The organism is Paraburkholderia edwinii (assembly GCF_019428685.1).
Lineage (GTDB): Bacteria > Pseudomonadota > Gammaproteobacteria > Burkholderiales > Burkholderiaceae > Paraburkholderia > Paraburkholderia edwinii.
The window spans coordinates 447,428-462,282 of sequence record NZ_CP080095.1 but is presented as its reverse complement, the minus strand read 5'-3'; the positions used below and the strand labels follow the sequence as shown (position 1 = coordinate 462,282).

Sequence of the window (14,855 nt, the reverse complement as noted above, 5' to 3'; positions counted from 1 at the left end):
ATGGACCAGAATCAATTGCTCGAGCGAGTCGTCGGGCTGACACAGATGATCGAGGAAGCTGCGGCGATCTCCGACTGGCCGCGCGTTGCCCGTTTGATGGAGCGGCGCACGCCGCTGCTCGAATCGCTGACGTTGCCGACCTCGCCCGCCGCGCTGCAAGCGCTGCGCCGCGTGCAGGCATCGATCGAAACGCTGCGTTCGCGCGCGAAAACCTCGCGCGAGGAACTCGAAACGGAATACGGCACCGCCGTCCGCGGCGTGCAGGCCGCCAACGCGTACACGCGCGTTGGCATGCTGTAACGGCATAGACGTAAGGTGCCAAGCGAATATCGATAAGAATAACGCGCCGGTTGCAAGGCGTGCTCGTTCAGCTCAAGCCCGCTACCAGCGGGCTTTTTTTATGGGCGCGCGACCGGAAGAGCCTGCGCGGCGCCCGACCCGTACGCGCCCCTACGCGCCGAAAAACGGGTGAATCCCGCATCTGCTCGCCGGATCGTCCGGAACTCAAGTCTCTAGACTTGTATATGGGGCACTGTGCGCTCAGGCATGTCGGCCTGACGTTCGATGCCCATGCCCGGAATGGAACCCATGACACTCGACGCCACCCTGCAGCAGGCCGTGCAACACCATCAGGCGGAAGCCTTCGCGGAAGCGGAACGGCTGTACCGCTCGATCCTGCAAGCGCAGCCCGATCATCCGGAGGCGAATCACCATCTCGGCATGCTCGCGGTGCAGCTCGAGCAGCATGCGATGGGATTGCCCTTTTTGAAGGCGGCGGTCGAGGCAAGCCCGCAGCACGCCGAGTTCCGGCGCGACTACATCGACGCGCTCGAAGCGACGGGGCAACGCGATGAAGCCGCACGCGTGCGCGACGCCGGCCGTGCGCACAGCACGCCGGCGAACGCAGGTTTTGTCACCGGGATCCACGCGAACGCAGCGACCAACGCAGCGGCACCCAATGCCGCAAGCGCAATGCCGACGAACGCCGCCGCGGCATCCGCCGAGATCGACGTCCTCGCGGTCCAATTCGTCGAAACGATTGCCTTGCTGACCGCAAAAGGCGATCACGCGAGCGCCGAAGCGCTCGCGCAACAGATGGCGCGCCTGCTGCCCGAACACGGCTTCGGCTGGAAAACGCTCGCACACGCGGCATTGCGGCGCAGCGACCTCGACGGCGCGCTGGTCCCGCTCCAGCATGCGGTGCGACTGATGCCGCAAGACGAGCCGCTGCGCAACCATCTGAACGCCGCGATCGCGATGCGCAATGCGCGCGCATTAGACCAGGCCGGACAGTACGAGGAAGCCGAGCGGCTTTACCGGATCGTCGTCGGCTGCTATCCGCAGTATCCGGACGCGCTGCACAAGCTCGCTGTCGTGCTGATTCGCCTGCGTCAGCCCGACGCGGCCGTGCCGCTGCTCGAGCACGCGATCGGCCTTAATCCGAATCAGCCGCAGTACTGGATGAACTACGTCGATGCGTTGCTGCAGTCGGGGCAGACGAAGGCCGCCTGGGCGGCGCTCGAAATGGGCCAGCAACGCGGCATGACCGGCGCCGCCGTGGACGCGGTCATCAACCTGATGACGACGATCAGCGCGCAGAACCTCGAGATCAAGCCTGCGCCGATCACGGCACCGCCGGCCGACGCTAGCGCACCCGCGCCCGCGCCGAGCGATGCAACCGCACCGGCACCCGCACCGGCGACGGCAAAAACCGCACGCCCGTCGCGCCCCGGCGCCGCCGGCGAACCGATGCCGTCGCAACGCGAATGCGACACGGCGGTCGCGCACTTCAACAAAGGACGGCTCGACGAAGCCGTCGCCGCCGGCCGCTCGCTGACGGAGCGTTTCCCGTCGCTGCCGCTCGGCTGGAAGGTGCTCGGCTGCGGCAGCTACCGGCTCGCGAAATACGACGACGCGTTCGGCGCGCTGCAGACGGCAAGCAAACTGGCGCCGCTCGACGTCGAAGTCCTGCAGGCGCTCGTCAGCCTTCTGATGGCGAAGAACATGCATCAGGACGCGGAAGCGCGCTGTCAGGCGATGCTCGACATCGAGCCCGAGAACCCGGAAGGCCAACGCATCATGGGCATCGTGCTGTTGACGCAGGGCCGTCTGAAGGAAGCGGAGCAACTTGCGCGCAACTCGGCCGCGACGTCTCCCGATGGCTCCGGCACCCAGGTCACGCTCGGCGCAATCCTGCTGCAGCAAGGGCGGCACGCGGAAGCCGCGAAGGTATTCCGGCGCGCGTTGGAGCTGGACCCGACGCACACCACGGCCTTCGAGAATCTGAACTTCTGTCTGAGCCACGTCGAAAACGTGGAACCGGACGATCTGTTCGCCGAACACGTCCGTTACGGCGAACACTTCGAAACGCCGCTAAAAAAGCACTGGAAACCGCATCGCAACCGCAAGAATCCGGACCGGCCGCTGCACGTCGGCTTTATTTCGGGCGACTTCCGCGGCCACGCGGTCGCCAACTTTCTCGAGCCGGTGCTCGAGCGGCTCGCGGAAGACCGCAGCCTCGTTCTGCACGCTTACACGAATACGCCGGGCGAAGACCAGGTGACCGACCGGCTGCGGCAGCACTTCGCGCACTGGCATCACATCTTCGGCACGCACAGCGACGTCGCGGCCGACCAGATTCGCGCCGACGGCATCGACATCCTGATCGACCTCGCGGGCCACACCGCCAACAACCGGCTGCTCGTGATGGCGTATAAGCCCGCGCCGGTGCAGGCCAGCTGGATCGGCTATCCGGGCACAACCGGCCTGACCGCCGTCGACTACTTTCTGGCCGACCGGTTCTGGGTGCCGACCGAAGAGTTCCGCAGCCGCTTCGTCGAGAAGATCGTCTACCTGCCGGCGGTGGCGCCATTCAAGCACGAAACGCTCTGCCCGCCTGTGAACGGCCTGCCCGCGCTACGCAACGGCCATGTGACGTTCGGCAGCTTCAACCGCATCGAAAAACTGCGGCGCGACGTGATCGAGTTGTGGGCGAAGGTGCTGCATGCCGTGCCGGGATCGCGCATGATGGTCGCCTCGATGCCCAAAGACAGCGTGCCCGACGAACTGATCGGCTGGTTCGCGGATGCGGGTATCGGACGCGAACGGCTCGACTTCAAGCCGCGCTCGTCGGTGGCGGTTTATCTGCAGCAGCACTATCACGTCGACATTCTGCTCGACACATTCCCGTTCACCGGCCTCACGACGACGCTGCAGGCCTTGTGGATGGGTGTGCCGACGCTGACGCTGCCAGGCCGCACGGTACCGAGCCGCAGCGGCGTGGTCGCGCTGTCGCATGTCGGGCTCGAATCGTTCGTTGCCGATGGGGTCGACGATTACGTGAAGAAGGCCGTCGCACACGCGAGCGACGTGCAGGCGCTCGCTGAACTGCGCGCGGGCATGCGGGCGCGCTGCGAAGCGTCGCCGATGTTCAAGCCGGATCTGATCGCGACCGCCTTCACGCAGGCGCTGCGCGTGATGTGGCGCAGATGGTGCGAAGGCAAGCCGGCGGAGATGCTCGATATGTCGGAGATCGCGCGCGCGGCCACGACGCCAGGCGCGCAAGATCAGGAAGCGCCGGGGACGATTGCTGCGCGATAGGCGGCTCGTCAGGCTGCGGGTTGCCGGTTGGTTGTCGGCGCGTTGCCGCGCTTGAACTACGAGAAGTAGAAACGCCGTCTGCGATATCGATCGCAGACGGCGTTTTCTTTGACGCTTTTCTTTGATGCTTTTGCGCGCTAGCACTACCGCTAGCGCGTGTGTTCACGACTGCGCGACGCGCAGATTCCTGAACGCGGCGTGGTCGACGCCCTCGCCGATCTGCTGGTTCGCCGCTTCGATCGCACGGCGTTCGAGCGCATTGTGCTGCGCTTGCGGTTCGAGCTTGCCGAGCGCGTCCAGCTTCGCTTCGTCGTAACGGATCAGCGCGATGCCCGCGTTGGCGTCGACATACCGATGTTCGCTGTCCGTATGCACGTAGTAGTTCACGTTCGACGGCGCAGCGCGATAGGGAATGCGGTCCATTACGATCGCAAGCCACATCGACACCTGGTCGATGCGGTGCAGCGTGCCGCTGCGCTCGAGCGACTCGTTGTGCTCGATGAGCCACTGCGCCCAACGGCGCCACGAGCCGTCGACGATTTCCGCGATTGCTTTCGGAATGCCGAGGAAACCGGCGTTGCAATGCCCGGAGAACGTTGCGACATACTCGATATCGGCGGTGCCGACCGGCGGGAGGTTGCGCATGCCGGCCGCGCGCGCGACGTCCTGGAGCACCGGCAGTGGCGGCTCCGCGATATCGACGACTTTCGCCACGAGCGCCTGTTCACCGAGGAACGGACGAATGTCCGCAACGGCGATCATGTCGGTATCGAGCAGCACGACATGGTCGAAGTCGAAGCGATGCAGATTGGCCAGTTGCGCGATCTTGTTGCAGGAACGGCCATCGCCGAAGCGTTCAATGTCGTGCAGCGTGCAGCCGAGTTCGCGGAACAGGTCGCGCGTAGGCACGTCGACTTCGCGCGTGAACTGCACGTTGATGTCGGCGGGCTGATTGCAGCTGTGCTGGATCAGCGAGCGCGCGAGGTGATAGCCCTCGTGCGCGAATCTCGGCTCGGCGTCGACGACGAAAGAGAAGATCGTGCGGGTGGGCAGTTTGAGCGCGGCTGGCTGCGGGTTGTTGGTGTTACTCGCTGCGTTGTTGCTCGCCGCTGCCTTCTTCGCTGCCATCGCTGCGGCGACGATCGGCGAATCGGCATATTCCGATGCGGCAGTCTTTGCCGCGGCCTCGGCCGCTGCTGCAACGATGAGTGCACCGACGTTGCCCGCTGCCGCGTTGATTCCCGTGACGGCGCTAGCCGTGGCTTCGCCCGTCGCCGGATTGCCCACCGCCGGGGAGGCTGCAGCCTGCTTCGCCGCCATTGCCGCTGCAACGATCGGCGAACCGGCGTACTCGCCCGGCACACCACCCTTCTCCACCGCTCGCGTTGCCTGCGCGGAATCGTTGCCCCACGCCTGCTGCAACGCCGCCAGCACCTGCGACGCCGACGTCGCCGGATCGCAGTGCGCCGTCTCGACACGAATTTCAGGCTTCTCGGGCACCTCGTACGGCGAATCGATCGCGGTGAAATTCTTCAGCTCGCCACGCCGCGCTTTCTTGTACAAGCCCTTGGGATCGCGCGCTTCAGCCACATCGAGCGGCGTATCGACAAAGATCTCGATGAATTCGCCGGGCTTCATTAGTTCGCGCGCCATGCGCCGTTCCGCGCGAAACGGCGAAATCAGCGACACAAGTACGATCAGACCGGCATCGGCCATCAGCCGCGCGACTTCGGCCACGCGGCGCACGTTCTCCACGCGATCGGCATCGGTAAAGCCGAGATCGCGGTTCAGCCCGTGCCGGACGTTATCGCCATCGAGCAGATAGGTCGGCTTGCCGAGCGCATGCAACTGCTTTTCAACGAGATTCGCGATGGTGGACTTGCCCGCTCCGGACAAGCCCGTGAACCACAGCACGCACGGCGCGTTGCCGAGCAGCGCCGCGCGGGCGGCGCCCGTCACTTCGAGTTGCTGCCAGCGGACGTCGACATCGTTGAGCGCCTTCGACCCGCCGACGCGCGGGATGTCGTCGTTCGACCCTTGAACCATCGAAACTACCCTCCGTTCTGTTCAGCCTGCGAGGTGCGCGATTGGCTAAGGCACATGCCCGGAATGGCAGACTGAATCTCACGATTATCGGTGACGCCCGTTGCGCCGAATCGCTGGAATAGCACCTGAAAGTCATCTCAGTTTCATGACAGTCGGCGACGGCAGAGACCGGCACCTGATTCGCGATGAAGTTTAACTCCGGTCCCCTGGTGCACGCAGTTTCCCCGGCTGTTTCCGCCGTGGCGCTACCCGCAGCCGGTCACTCGCCGCGCAGCTTCCGGCCCTGCTCCCGGACCTGTTCCAGCGTCGCGCCGGGCGTGCTCGCGTCCTTCGGCATCCGAATTTCGATCAGCGCAGGGCGCTGCGCCGCCACGGCGCGCTCGAACGCAGGCATGAATTCGTCGGTGCGTGAAACCGTCTCGCCATGTGCGCCGAACGACTTCGCAAACGCCGCGAAATCGGGATTCGTCAGCCCCGTGCCGTGCACGCGGTTCGGATAATGCCGCTCCTGATGCATGCGTATCGTGCCGTAGTGGCCGTTGTTCACAACGATAAAAATCACCGGCAACGCATATTGCATCGCCGTCGCGAGTTCATGGCTCGACATCATGAAACAGCCGTCGCCCGCAAACGCAACGACCATTCGTTGCGGATACATCGATTTCGCCGCGACCGCCGCCGGCACGCCGTAACCCATCGCGCCACTCGTCGGCGCCAGTTGCGAGCGGAAATGCCGGTACGCGAAGTGCCGATGCACCCAGATCGCATAGTTGCCGGCGCCGTTCGTGACGATCGCGTCTTCGGGCAAGCGCGCACGCAGCTGTTGCACGATCTCGCCAAGCTGCACGTCGCCCGGAATCGCGCGCGGCTTGCGCCATTCGAGATACGCATGGTGAGCATCTTCAGCGGCGCCGCGCCATGCCGGCTGCGCAGTAGCCGGACGCATCGCGGCGAGCGCGGAGGCGATCTCCGGCATGCCTGACACGATCGGCAAGTCCGCCGCATACACACGCCCCAGCTCATCGGCGCCCTGATGCACGTGCACGAGCGTCTGCTTCGTCTTCGGAATGTCGAGCAGCGTGTAGCCGCCGGTCGTCGATTCGCCGAGACGCGGGCCCAATACGATCAGCAGGTCAGCGTCGCGAATACGTTGCGCGAGCGCCGGATTGATGCCGAGGCCGACATCGCCGGCGTAATTCGCGTGCTCGTTGTCGAAGGTATCCTGGAAGCGCCACGCAAGACCGATCGGCAGCTGCCAGTTCTCGATAAAGCGGCGCAGGTCCGCGCACGCGTCGGGCGTCCAGCCGCTGCCGCCCGCGATGACCATCGGCCGCTGCGCGCCGTCGAGCAGCGACTTCAGCCGCTCGATCTGCCCCGGCGACGGCGCCGCCGCGACGCGCTGATAGGCCGGCGCGCCCGCCACCATGGCGCATGCATCGCTCAACACGTCTTCGGGCAACGCAAGCACGACCGGCCCTGGCCGGCCCGACGTCGCTGCGTGAAACGCATGGCTCAGGTATTCGGGAATGCGCCGCGCGTCGTCGATCTGCGCGACCCATTTCGCCATCTGACCGAACATGCGCCGGTAGTCGATTTCCTGGAAAGCCTCACGGTCGAGATGCTCGCGCGCGCATTGGCCGATCAGCAGAATCATCGGCGTCGAATCCTGAAACGCCGTATGCACGCCGATCGACGCGTGCGTCGCGCCCGGTCCGCGCGTGACGATCGCCACGCCCGGCCGCCCCGTCAACTTGCCGACCGCTTCGGCCATATTCGCGGCCGCGGCTTCATGCCGGCATACGATCGTCTGTATGCGTTCGGTCTCGTCGTGCAGCGAATCGAGCACGGCCAGAAAGCTCTCGCCCGGCACGCAAAAGACACGCTCGACGCCATGCATCAACAGCGCATCGACAACGAGCCGCGCGCCGGTGGTCGTAGCGGAGGAATCAACGGAAGGATTCGACTGAGGCATGGCGATGAGTCTCCGAATGTTGTTGTCGCGTATGACGCCACCGTGCGGCCATCAGTTCAGCACTCGATGATGTTCACCGCCAGTCCGCCGCGCGACGTCTCCTTGTATTTCGTTTTCATATCGGCGCCGGTTTCGCGCATCGTCTTGATGACGGAGTCGAGCGACACGTAATGGCTGCCGTCGCCGCGCAGCGCCATGCGCGCCGCGTTGACCGCCTTCACCGAGGCCATCGCATTGCGTTCGATGCACGGAATCTGCACCATGCCACCCACTGGATCGCAAGTGAGCCCGAGGTTGTGCTCCATGCCGATCTCGGCCGCATTTTCGACTTGCGACGGGGTGCCGCCCATCACCGCGGCCAACGCGCCGGCCGCCATCGAGCACGCGACGCCGACCTCGCCCTGGCATCCCACTTCCGCGCCCGATATCGACGCATTGAGCTTGTACAGAATGCCGATCGCCGCAGCGGTCATCAGAAAGTCGATCACGCCCTGCTGGTTCGAGCCCGGCATAAAACGCGTGTAGTAATGGAGCACGGCCGGGATAATGCCGGCCGCGCCGTTGGTCGGCGCCGTGACGACGCGGCCGCCGGCCGCGTTCTCTTCGTTGACCGCGATGGCGTACAGATTGATCCAGTCGACCATCGACAGCGGGTCCTGCAGCGCCCGCTCCGGGTTATTGGCGAGCGCGCGATAAAGCTGCGGCGCGCGGCGCTTCACCTGAAACGGACCAGGCAATGTGCCATCCGCATCGGGGTTGCCAATGCCGCAGCCGCGCGCGACGCACGATTGCATCACGTCCCAGATCTTCAGCAGGCCGGCGCGCGTTTCGTCGTCGGTATGCCATGCGCGCTCGTTTTCCCCCATCAATTGCGCGATCGACATGCCCGTCGATTTGCACATCTCGAGCAGCTCGGTTCCGGTACGGAACGGATGCTTGCGCTCGTCGACGGCGGCCAGCACCTTGGTATTCGGCGCGCCCGCGGTCACGACGAACCCGCCGCCGACCGACAGATACGTCGATTCGCGCAGCGTGCCGCCTTGCGCATCGAAGGCGCGGAGCTTGAGCCCGTTCGGATGCTCGGGCAGCGCCTGACGGTAAAACGAAATCTGATCTTTCGGCGCGAACGGCACGTCGTGCTTGCCGAGCAGCGCAAGCGTGCGCGACGTGCGGATCGCCTCGAGGCGGGCGCCGACGGTTTGCGGGTCGACGGTGTCGGGCGCGTCGCCGAGCAGGCCGAGCATGACACCGCGGTCGGTGCCGTGGCCCTTGCCGGTCGCGCCGAGCGAGCCGTACAGATCGACCTTCACCGATGCGGTGGCTTGAAGCAGGCCGTCGCGCTCCAGCCCTTGGGCAAACATCAGCGCCGCCCGCATCGGGCCGACCGTATGCGAACTGGACGGACCGATCCCGATTTTGAAGAGGTCGAATACGCTGACTGCCATGTCTGCTCCTGCGCGATGCGATAAGTGACGCGGAATGCCGTGGCGATCCGCCTTGTGAGCGTCCCGCCGCAGTGGCCGCGGGTGGCGGCCTTCAACTGCTTCAACTGCCTGAACTACTTTTACACCGCTTTTTGTTCCCGCACGCGTTATTGTGCGCGCGCCGGCAACGGCAGGCACACCGCCAGCCACGCGGGCGGCGTCGGCGCCAGTTTCAGCGCGATCGGCGTGTATTTGCCGTCGAGCCGCGCAGCGAGGTGAAACAGTTCCGCCGCGTCCTTCGGGTTCCACGGCCCCGTAAAGCCGGGAATGCCTGCTTCGCGGCGTTTCGCATCGAACGGCACCTGCGAGCGCACGAATTCGTCGTGTGTTTTCGCGCCGGTCGCGTACGGCGTGAGCCACGCCAGCGCCGCGGCCAGCGTCGCGCCGCTCGGCGCGCGCTGCGGCAGCCAGTTGCGATTGTGCCGGCGTGCGGCGAGCGCCGCGATCACGAGCGGCTGCAGGTCGTATGTCACATAGTGCAGCGCGTCGCGCTCGGCGAAATCGACGGTCGAGCCGTCCGGCGCAATGTTGTCGTTGATATGCTCGATAAAGAGACGCTGCGCCGCATCGATCATCTTGCGATTATCGAGCGTAAAAGCTGCCATCGAAATCAGCTTCACGCGATGGCTCTGCCAATTGTTACGAAAAGTGCCGGTGAGCGGCCGCGGCTGTGCATCGATCTGCGCGATATAACCATTCGCGAGCTTGGTCAGAAACGCCATGGCCGCATTGCGCGTTTTGACCGGCAGCGCGCTCGCAGTCATGTCGTAGGCCAGAATCAGCCCTTCGAACGGCGATTCGTCGATTGGGTTGTAGCTTGGCTGATAGGTCGTCACCCATGCGTAGAGCACGCGGTCGACATACTTCAGATAGCGCTCGTCGCCGGTCGCGCGCCAGGCGAGCGCGGCGTCGCGCAGCAGTTCGAGATCCTGCTCGGCCGCCTTGCTCTGATCGTAGATGCCTTCGTGCGGCAAGGTGCCTTCGGTGTGCAACTTCGGCAGTGCGCGCGGCGAGTCGTTCAGATGCGCCTGCACATTCGCGACAAGCGCTTTCACGCCCGGATCGGAGTTGGTCCGCTCGCTCGATTGCAGCGCCGGCGCGGCGCAGAAGTTCATGGCGGCGTGGACGACGTCGGGCGCCAGCGCCAATGTTGCCGCGGCAAGCCACGCGGCAGCGGTCAACGGAAGAAACGGACGCGTCGATGGTGCGCGCGCGCTACAGCGCATCGGGGCCCGACCGTTTCGCTTCATGCATCGCTCCTGTGGTTCGATCAAGGTGAGATGTTAGCCGTCCGACCTGCAAAGCGACAACCCGACGGATGGCGTGACAGGGTAGTCGATGGACGGGCACGCCACAAGGTCACGTCCAGGGCCTTCCGCGCCGCGCCGCGTGTGGGCGCGCTCATCGCGCGAATTGGCGTGATTTTCGCCCGCATTTCCACGCCTCGTTTCTACCTGATGTCACGGATACTCACAACGGATTACAGGATTTCGCCGCGAGGCGGCGGACGACTGAAGGCGGCGCGGCTTCAGACCTTGGGATAGACGTCGCCGTTGTAGAACGGATGACGTTCGCGCAACCGCTCGAAGATCGCGTCTGTATCGCCACGCGTCACGCCCGAAAAAGTGGCACGGAATGCGTCGAGCGAACGCGCCTCGCTGGCCAGTTGCGCGGCTGTCGCGGGATCGCCGGCGCCGACGACGTCGATGTGGAAGGAAGAACCGTAGACAAAGGTGAAGATTTCGAGTGTACGTGCCGCGTGATAGCGGCTCGTCGCCACGAGAATGCGTGGGCCGCCGAACGTCGCTGAGAGGTTGCGCCGTGTGAAGACGGCATCGCCGACCGTATCGCGCGACGTCGTCTCCGCGACGACGCGCGACGCATCGACGTGGCGACGTTCGACCGCGTAGCGGCGCATCGCATCCGCGATGCGGATGTCGGAATCGTCGCGATAGGCCCAGCCGCACGTCACCAACAGCGGCGCCTGGCCTGTCTCGATGACTTCGATGGCGGCGTCGACGCGTGCACGGGTTTCGTCGTTCAGATTCCCGTCTGCGTCCATCAGGTTCGCGAGGACGATGACAGCGTCGTAACAAGTGTCAGTGAAATCTTCGGGGTTCGGCATAGGGAAATGAAAGTACTGCTTTTGACGAGTGGCGAGCAGGCGCGGCGACTGGCCGACTGGATCGGCGAACGAGAAACGCTGATCCTGCGGGAGACGCCCGTGAGCGCGCAGGAGATCGCAGCGCTTGCGCCGGACCTGATTGTAAGTCACTCGTACCGGCACATTCTGAAGCGCGACGCGCTCGCAGCAGCACCCGACCGTTTCATCAACCTGCATATTTCGCTGTTGCCCTACAACCGAGGCGCCGATCCGAATCTGTGGTCGTTTCTTGATGCGACGCCGAAGGGTGTGTCGATTCATCTGATCGACGAGGGTATCGATACGGGCGCGCTGCTGCTGCAGCGCGAAGTCAGGTTCGAGGAGGACAGCGAAACGCTTGGCAGCAGCTACGCGAAGTTGCAGCAGGCGATCAACGATCTGTTCATCGAGAACTGGTCTTCGCTGCGCGACGGTCGAATTGCGCCGCGCGCGCAAAGCGGCGCCGGCACATTCCATCGCGCGAGCGAATTTGCGGCGCTCAGGCATGCGCTGCTGGGCGACGAAGGATGGGAGGTGCCGATCCCCGTTTTGAGGCAGCGCTACCGCTCGTTGTCCGCGGGCGCGGCGCGCGGCGGCGGGCCGGCATAACAGTTCATGACACGCGGCAGGGGCGCACAGGCTGAGCCCCATGAAAAGTACAGCTCCGTATCAAGGAAGCGAACAATGTTGGACGACAAGTCAATTTTGATTACGGGTGGCACGGGTTCCTTCGGCCACAAATTCATTTCGGCCGTGCTGGCGCAATACAAGCCATCGCGCGTCGTCGTGTTTTCGCGCGACGAGCTCAAGCAATACGAAATGCAGCAACGGTTCGACGCGCCGTGCATGCGGTACTTCCTCGGCGACGTGCGCGACGCCGAACGCCTGCGCCAGGCGATGCGCGGCATCGACTACGTGGTGCATGCCGCCGCGCTCAAGCAGGTGCCCGCCGCTGAGTACAACCCGACGGAGTGTATTCGCACGAACGTGACGGGCGCGGAGAACGTGATCAATGCGGCGATCGAAAACGGCGTTGAGAAAGTGATCGCACTATCCACCGACAAGGCCGCCAGCCCCATCAACCTGTATGGCGCGACCAAGCTGCTGTCCGATAAGCTCTTCGTGGCGGCGAACAATCTGGTTGGCAAGCATCGCACCCGTTTTGCCGTCGTGCGCTACGGCAATGTGGTCGGTTCGCGCGGATCCGTTGTGCCGTTCTTCCGCAAGCTGATCTCGGACGGCGCAAAGAGCCTGCCGATCACAGACCAGCGCATGACGCGCTTCTGGATCACGCTCGATCATGGCGTGGACTTCGTGCTGAAGAATTTTCAGCGCATGCAGGGCGGCGAGATTTTCGTGCCGAAGATTCCGTCGGTGAAGATCGTCGATCTGGCACAAGCGATGGCGCCCGAACTGGATCAGCACGTGATCGGCATTCGTCCCGGCGAGAAACTGCACGAAATGATGATTGCGCGCGACGATAGCCCGCACACGTTCGAATACAGCGATCACTACGTCATCACGCCCGCCATCCGCTTTGTCGTGCAGAGCGAGTACGAGAAGAACGGTATGGGCGAGACGGGCGAGCGCGTGACGGAGGGCTTCAAATACACGTCCGACAATAACGGCTGGTTTCTCAGCGTGGACGAACTGGCCGCGCTCGACAAACAGCACTCATGACTGCGTTTATCCCTTACGGCCGGCAGTCAATCGACGAAGCAGACATCGCCGCCGTTGAGGCGGTGCTGCGTTCCGACTGGCTCACGCAAGGCCCGGCGATTGCCGCGTTCGAGCAGGAGCTCGCGCGGCGCGCAAGCGCGCGCCACGCGATCGCCGTGTGCAACGCGACAGCGGCGCTGCATATCGCATGCGTCACCGCAGGGCTCGGTCCGGGCGATCGTCTGTGGACCGTGCCGAACACGTTTGTCGCGTCGGCCAATTGCGGACGCTATTGCGGTGCTGAAGTGGATTTCGTCGATATCGATCCGCTCAGTTATTGCCTCGATGCCGATGCACTGGAAGCGAAGCTGTCGTCGGCGCGCAGCACAAACACGTTGCCGAAGGTCGTGATTCCCGTCGCGTTCGCAGGCCGCAGTTGCGATATGCGACGTGTGAAGCGACTCTCGGACGAGTACGGCTTCACGGTGATCGAAGACGCGTCGCATGCGGTCGGCGCATCGTATGCGGGGCGGCCCGTTGGCTGTGGCGACTATGCGCATATGACCGTGTTCAGCTTCCACCCCGTGAAAATAGTGACGACGGGCGAAGGCGGCGCAGTGTTGACCAACGACGCGGCATGGGCTGAGCGCTTGCACCGTTTGCGCAGCCACGGTACCACGCGCGACACCGCGCGAATGGATGAGCCCAACGAAGGCGCGTGGTTCTATGAGATGCAGGAACTGGGCTTCAACTACCGCATCACCGACATTCAGGCGGTGCTCGGGCTGTCGCAACTCAAGCGACTGGATGAATTTCTCGCGCGACGACGTGCGCTCGTGAAACGTTACGACATGCTGTTGAAAGACTTGCCGCTGCAATTGCCGCAACTCGACGCGCTCGACGACTCAGCCTGGCATCTCTACGTCGTCCGCGTGCCCGGCGACCGCGCGCACGTGAATCGCCGCACGGTGTTCGACGCGATGCGCAGCGCGGAAATCGGTGTCAACGTGCACTACATCCCTGTGCATCTACAACCGTACTATCGCCAGCTCGGCTTCAAGCCCGGCGATTTTCCGCATGCGGAACAGTACTACCGCGAGGCGATCAGCCTGCCGCTCTACGCAACGCTCACCGACGCCGAACAGGATCGCGTGATCACGCAGCTGAAGCGGGTGCTCGGATGAGCCGCGTCGCCATCATTCCGGCGCGGGGCGGTAGCAAGCGCATCCCCCACAAGAACATTCGCCTGTTCGACGGCGTGCCCATCATTGCGCATTCGATTCGCACCGCGCTGGACAGCACGCTCTTCGATCGCGTCGTGGTCAGCACCGACAACGAGGACATCGCGGCGGTCGCGCGCGAATACGGCGCGCAGACGCCATTCATGCGTCCCGCCGACCTCTCGAACGATCACGCGGGCACGCTCGAAGTCGTGCAGCACGCACTGGGCGCGCTCGGCGAACCGTACGAATACGCGTGCTGCATCTACGCTACCGCGCCGTTCATCGACGTTCGCTATCTGCATGAAGGCATTGCGATGCTCGAGCAGCATCGCGAGAAGTCGTACGCGTTTTCGGTGACGACCTTCGCGTTTCCGGTTCAGCGCGCGTTGCGGCTGACTGCGGATGGAGGACTCGATGCCGTCTATCCGGAGCATCGTCTGACGCGTTCGCAAGATTTGCCGGAAACCTGGCATGACGCAGGCCAGTTCTACTGGGGACGCGCCGAAGCGTGGCTGCGGGGCGATACGCTCTTTTCGCCGTTGTCGATGCCCGTCGTGCTGCCGCGTTATCTGGTGCAGGACATCGACACGCCCGAAGACTGGCGGCGCGCAGAACTGATGTTCGCAGCGCTGCGCATGCTCGCGCAATCGAACGGCTGACGAATCGACCCGCAGCAGCAATCAATACAAAGGACTCGCGAGCCCCGATAACGGAGAGCGGGTGAATGG

10 protein-coding genes and 1 pseudogene are annotated in these 14,855 nt (G+C 64.2%); 6 read left to right on the top strand and 5 right to left on the bottom strand.

What is annotated here, in order from left to right; all coding sequences use genetic code 11:
* Positions 1 to 300 carry a flagellar protein FliT gene (locus tag KZJ38_RS01935; RefSeq protein WP_219798547.1) on the top strand — a complete coding sequence of 100 codons (300 nt, stop codon included), beginning with the start codon at positions 1 to 3 and terminating at the stop codon, positions 298 to 300.
* A 288-nt stretch (positions 301 to 588) separates the two neighbouring features.
* A complete protein-coding gene (locus KZJ38_RS01930; RefSeq protein ID WP_219798546.1) occupies positions 589 to 3,600 on the top strand; it encodes an O-linked N-acetylglucosamine transferase family protein in 3,012 nt (1,003 codons plus the stop codon).
* A gap of 1,419 nt (positions 3,601 to 5,019) precedes the next feature.
* Here KZJ38_RS01930 and cysC read toward each other — a convergent pair.
* The 5 genes and pseudogenes from cysC to KZJ38_RS01905 all read right to left on the bottom strand — a co-directional run.
* A pseudogene (gene cysC / locus KZJ38_RS36350) lies at positions 5,020 to 5,583 on the bottom strand (adenylyl-sulfate kinase); the annotation flags it as partial.
* Positions 5,584 to 5,905: 322 nt separating this feature from the next.
* On the bottom strand, positions 5,906 to 7,618 hold the full coding sequence (locus KZJ38_RS01920; RefSeq protein ID WP_219798544.1) for a thiamine pyrophosphate-binding protein: 1,713 nt from the start codon (positions 7,616 to 7,618) through the stop codon (positions 5,906 to 5,908).
* A gap of 56 nt (positions 7,619 to 7,674) precedes the next feature.
* Positions 7,675 to 9,063, bottom strand: a complete 1,389-nt coding sequence (locus KZJ38_RS01915) for an L-serine ammonia-lyase (protein WP_219798543.1) — start codon at positions 9,061 to 9,063, stop codon at positions 7,675 to 7,677.
* Between the two features lie 146 nt (positions 9,064 to 9,209).
* Positions 9,210 to 10,352: an alginate lyase family protein gene (locus KZJ38_RS01910; RefSeq protein ID WP_219798542.1), complete on the bottom strand. Its 1,143-nt coding sequence runs from the start codon at positions 10,350 to 10,352 to the stop codon at positions 9,210 to 9,212.
* A gap of 278 nt (positions 10,353 to 10,630) precedes the next feature.
* The gene (locus KZJ38_RS01905) at positions 10,631 to 11,164 is read right to left on the bottom strand and encodes a YdcF family protein (protein WP_246641613.1); all 534 of its coding nucleotides are present in this window, start codon (positions 11,162 to 11,164) and stop codon (positions 10,631 to 10,633) included.
* Positions 11,165 to 11,233: 69 nt separating this feature from the next.
* On the opposite strand from KZJ38_RS01905, the gene KZJ38_RS01900 reads away from it, so the two are divergent.
* The 4 genes from KZJ38_RS01900 to pseF all read left to right on the top strand — a co-directional run bounded on the left by KZJ38_RS01900 (position 11,234) and on the right by pseF (position 14,786).
* Positions 11,234 to 11,854 carry a formyl transferase gene (locus tag KZJ38_RS01900; protein ID WP_219798540.1) on the top strand — a complete coding sequence of 207 codons (621 nt, stop codon included), beginning with the start codon at positions 11,234 to 11,236 and terminating at the stop codon, positions 11,852 to 11,854.
* Between the two features lie 75 nt (positions 11,855 to 11,929).
* A complete protein-coding gene (pseB, locus tag KZJ38_RS01895; RefSeq protein ID WP_219798539.1) occupies positions 11,930 to 12,925 on the top strand; it encodes a UDP-N-acetylglucosamine 4,6-dehydratase (inverting) in 996 nt (331 codons plus the stop codon).
* On the top strand, positions 12,922 to 14,088 hold the full coding sequence (gene pseC / locus KZJ38_RS01890) for a UDP-4-amino-4,6-dideoxy-N-acetyl-beta-L-altrosamine transaminase (protein WP_219798538.1): 1,167 nt from the start codon (positions 12,922 to 12,924) through the stop codon (positions 14,086 to 14,088). The genes pseB and pseC overlap by 4 nt, the downstream gene beginning before the upstream one ends.
* Positions 14,085 to 14,786, top strand: a complete 702-nt coding sequence (pseF, locus tag KZJ38_RS01885) for a pseudaminic acid cytidylyltransferase (protein ID WP_219798537.1) — start codon at positions 14,085 to 14,087, stop codon at positions 14,784 to 14,786. The genes pseC and pseF overlap by 4 nt, the downstream gene beginning before the upstream one ends.
* Positions 14,787 to 14,855 lie beyond the last annotated feature (69 nt).

Excerpts from the sequence above, each read along its gene's own strand:
- KZJ38_RS01935 (WP_219798547.1), top strand. The coding sequence starts at position 1 with ATGGACCAGAATCAATTGCTCGAGCGAGTCGTCGGGCTGACACAGATG.
- KZJ38_RS01930 (WP_219798546.1), top strand. The coding sequence starts at position 589 with ATGACACTCGACGCCACCCTGCAGCAGGCCGTGCAACACCATCAGGCG.
- KZJ38_RS01920 (WP_219798544.1), bottom strand. The coding sequence starts at position 7,618 with ATGCCTCAGTCGAATCCTTCCGTTGATTCCTCCGCTACGACCACCGGC.
- KZJ38_RS01915 (WP_219798543.1), bottom strand. The coding sequence starts at position 9,063 with ATGGCAGTCAGCGTATTCGACCTCTTCAAAATCGGGATCGGTCCGTCC.
- KZJ38_RS01910 (WP_219798542.1), bottom strand. The coding sequence starts at position 10,352 with ATGAAGCGAAACGGTCGGGCCCCGATGCGCTGTAGCGCGCGCGCACCA.
- KZJ38_RS01905 (WP_246641613.1), bottom strand. The coding sequence starts at position 11,164 with ATGGACGCAGACGGGAATCTGAACGACGAAACCCGTGCACGCGTCGAC.
- KZJ38_RS01900 (WP_219798540.1), top strand. The coding sequence starts at position 11,234 with ATGAAAGTACTGCTTTTGACGAGTGGCGAGCAGGCGCGGCGACTGGCC.
- pseB (WP_219798539.1), top strand. The coding sequence starts at position 11,930 with ATGTTGGACGACAAGTCAATTTTGATTACGGGTGGCACGGGTTCCTTC.
- pseC (WP_219798538.1), top strand. The coding sequence starts at position 12,922 with ATGACTGCGTTTATCCCTTACGGCCGGCAGTCAATCGACGAAGCAGAC.
- pseF (WP_219798537.1), top strand. The coding sequence starts at position 14,085 with ATGAGCCGCGTCGCCATCATTCCGGCGCGGGGCGGTAGCAAGCGCATC.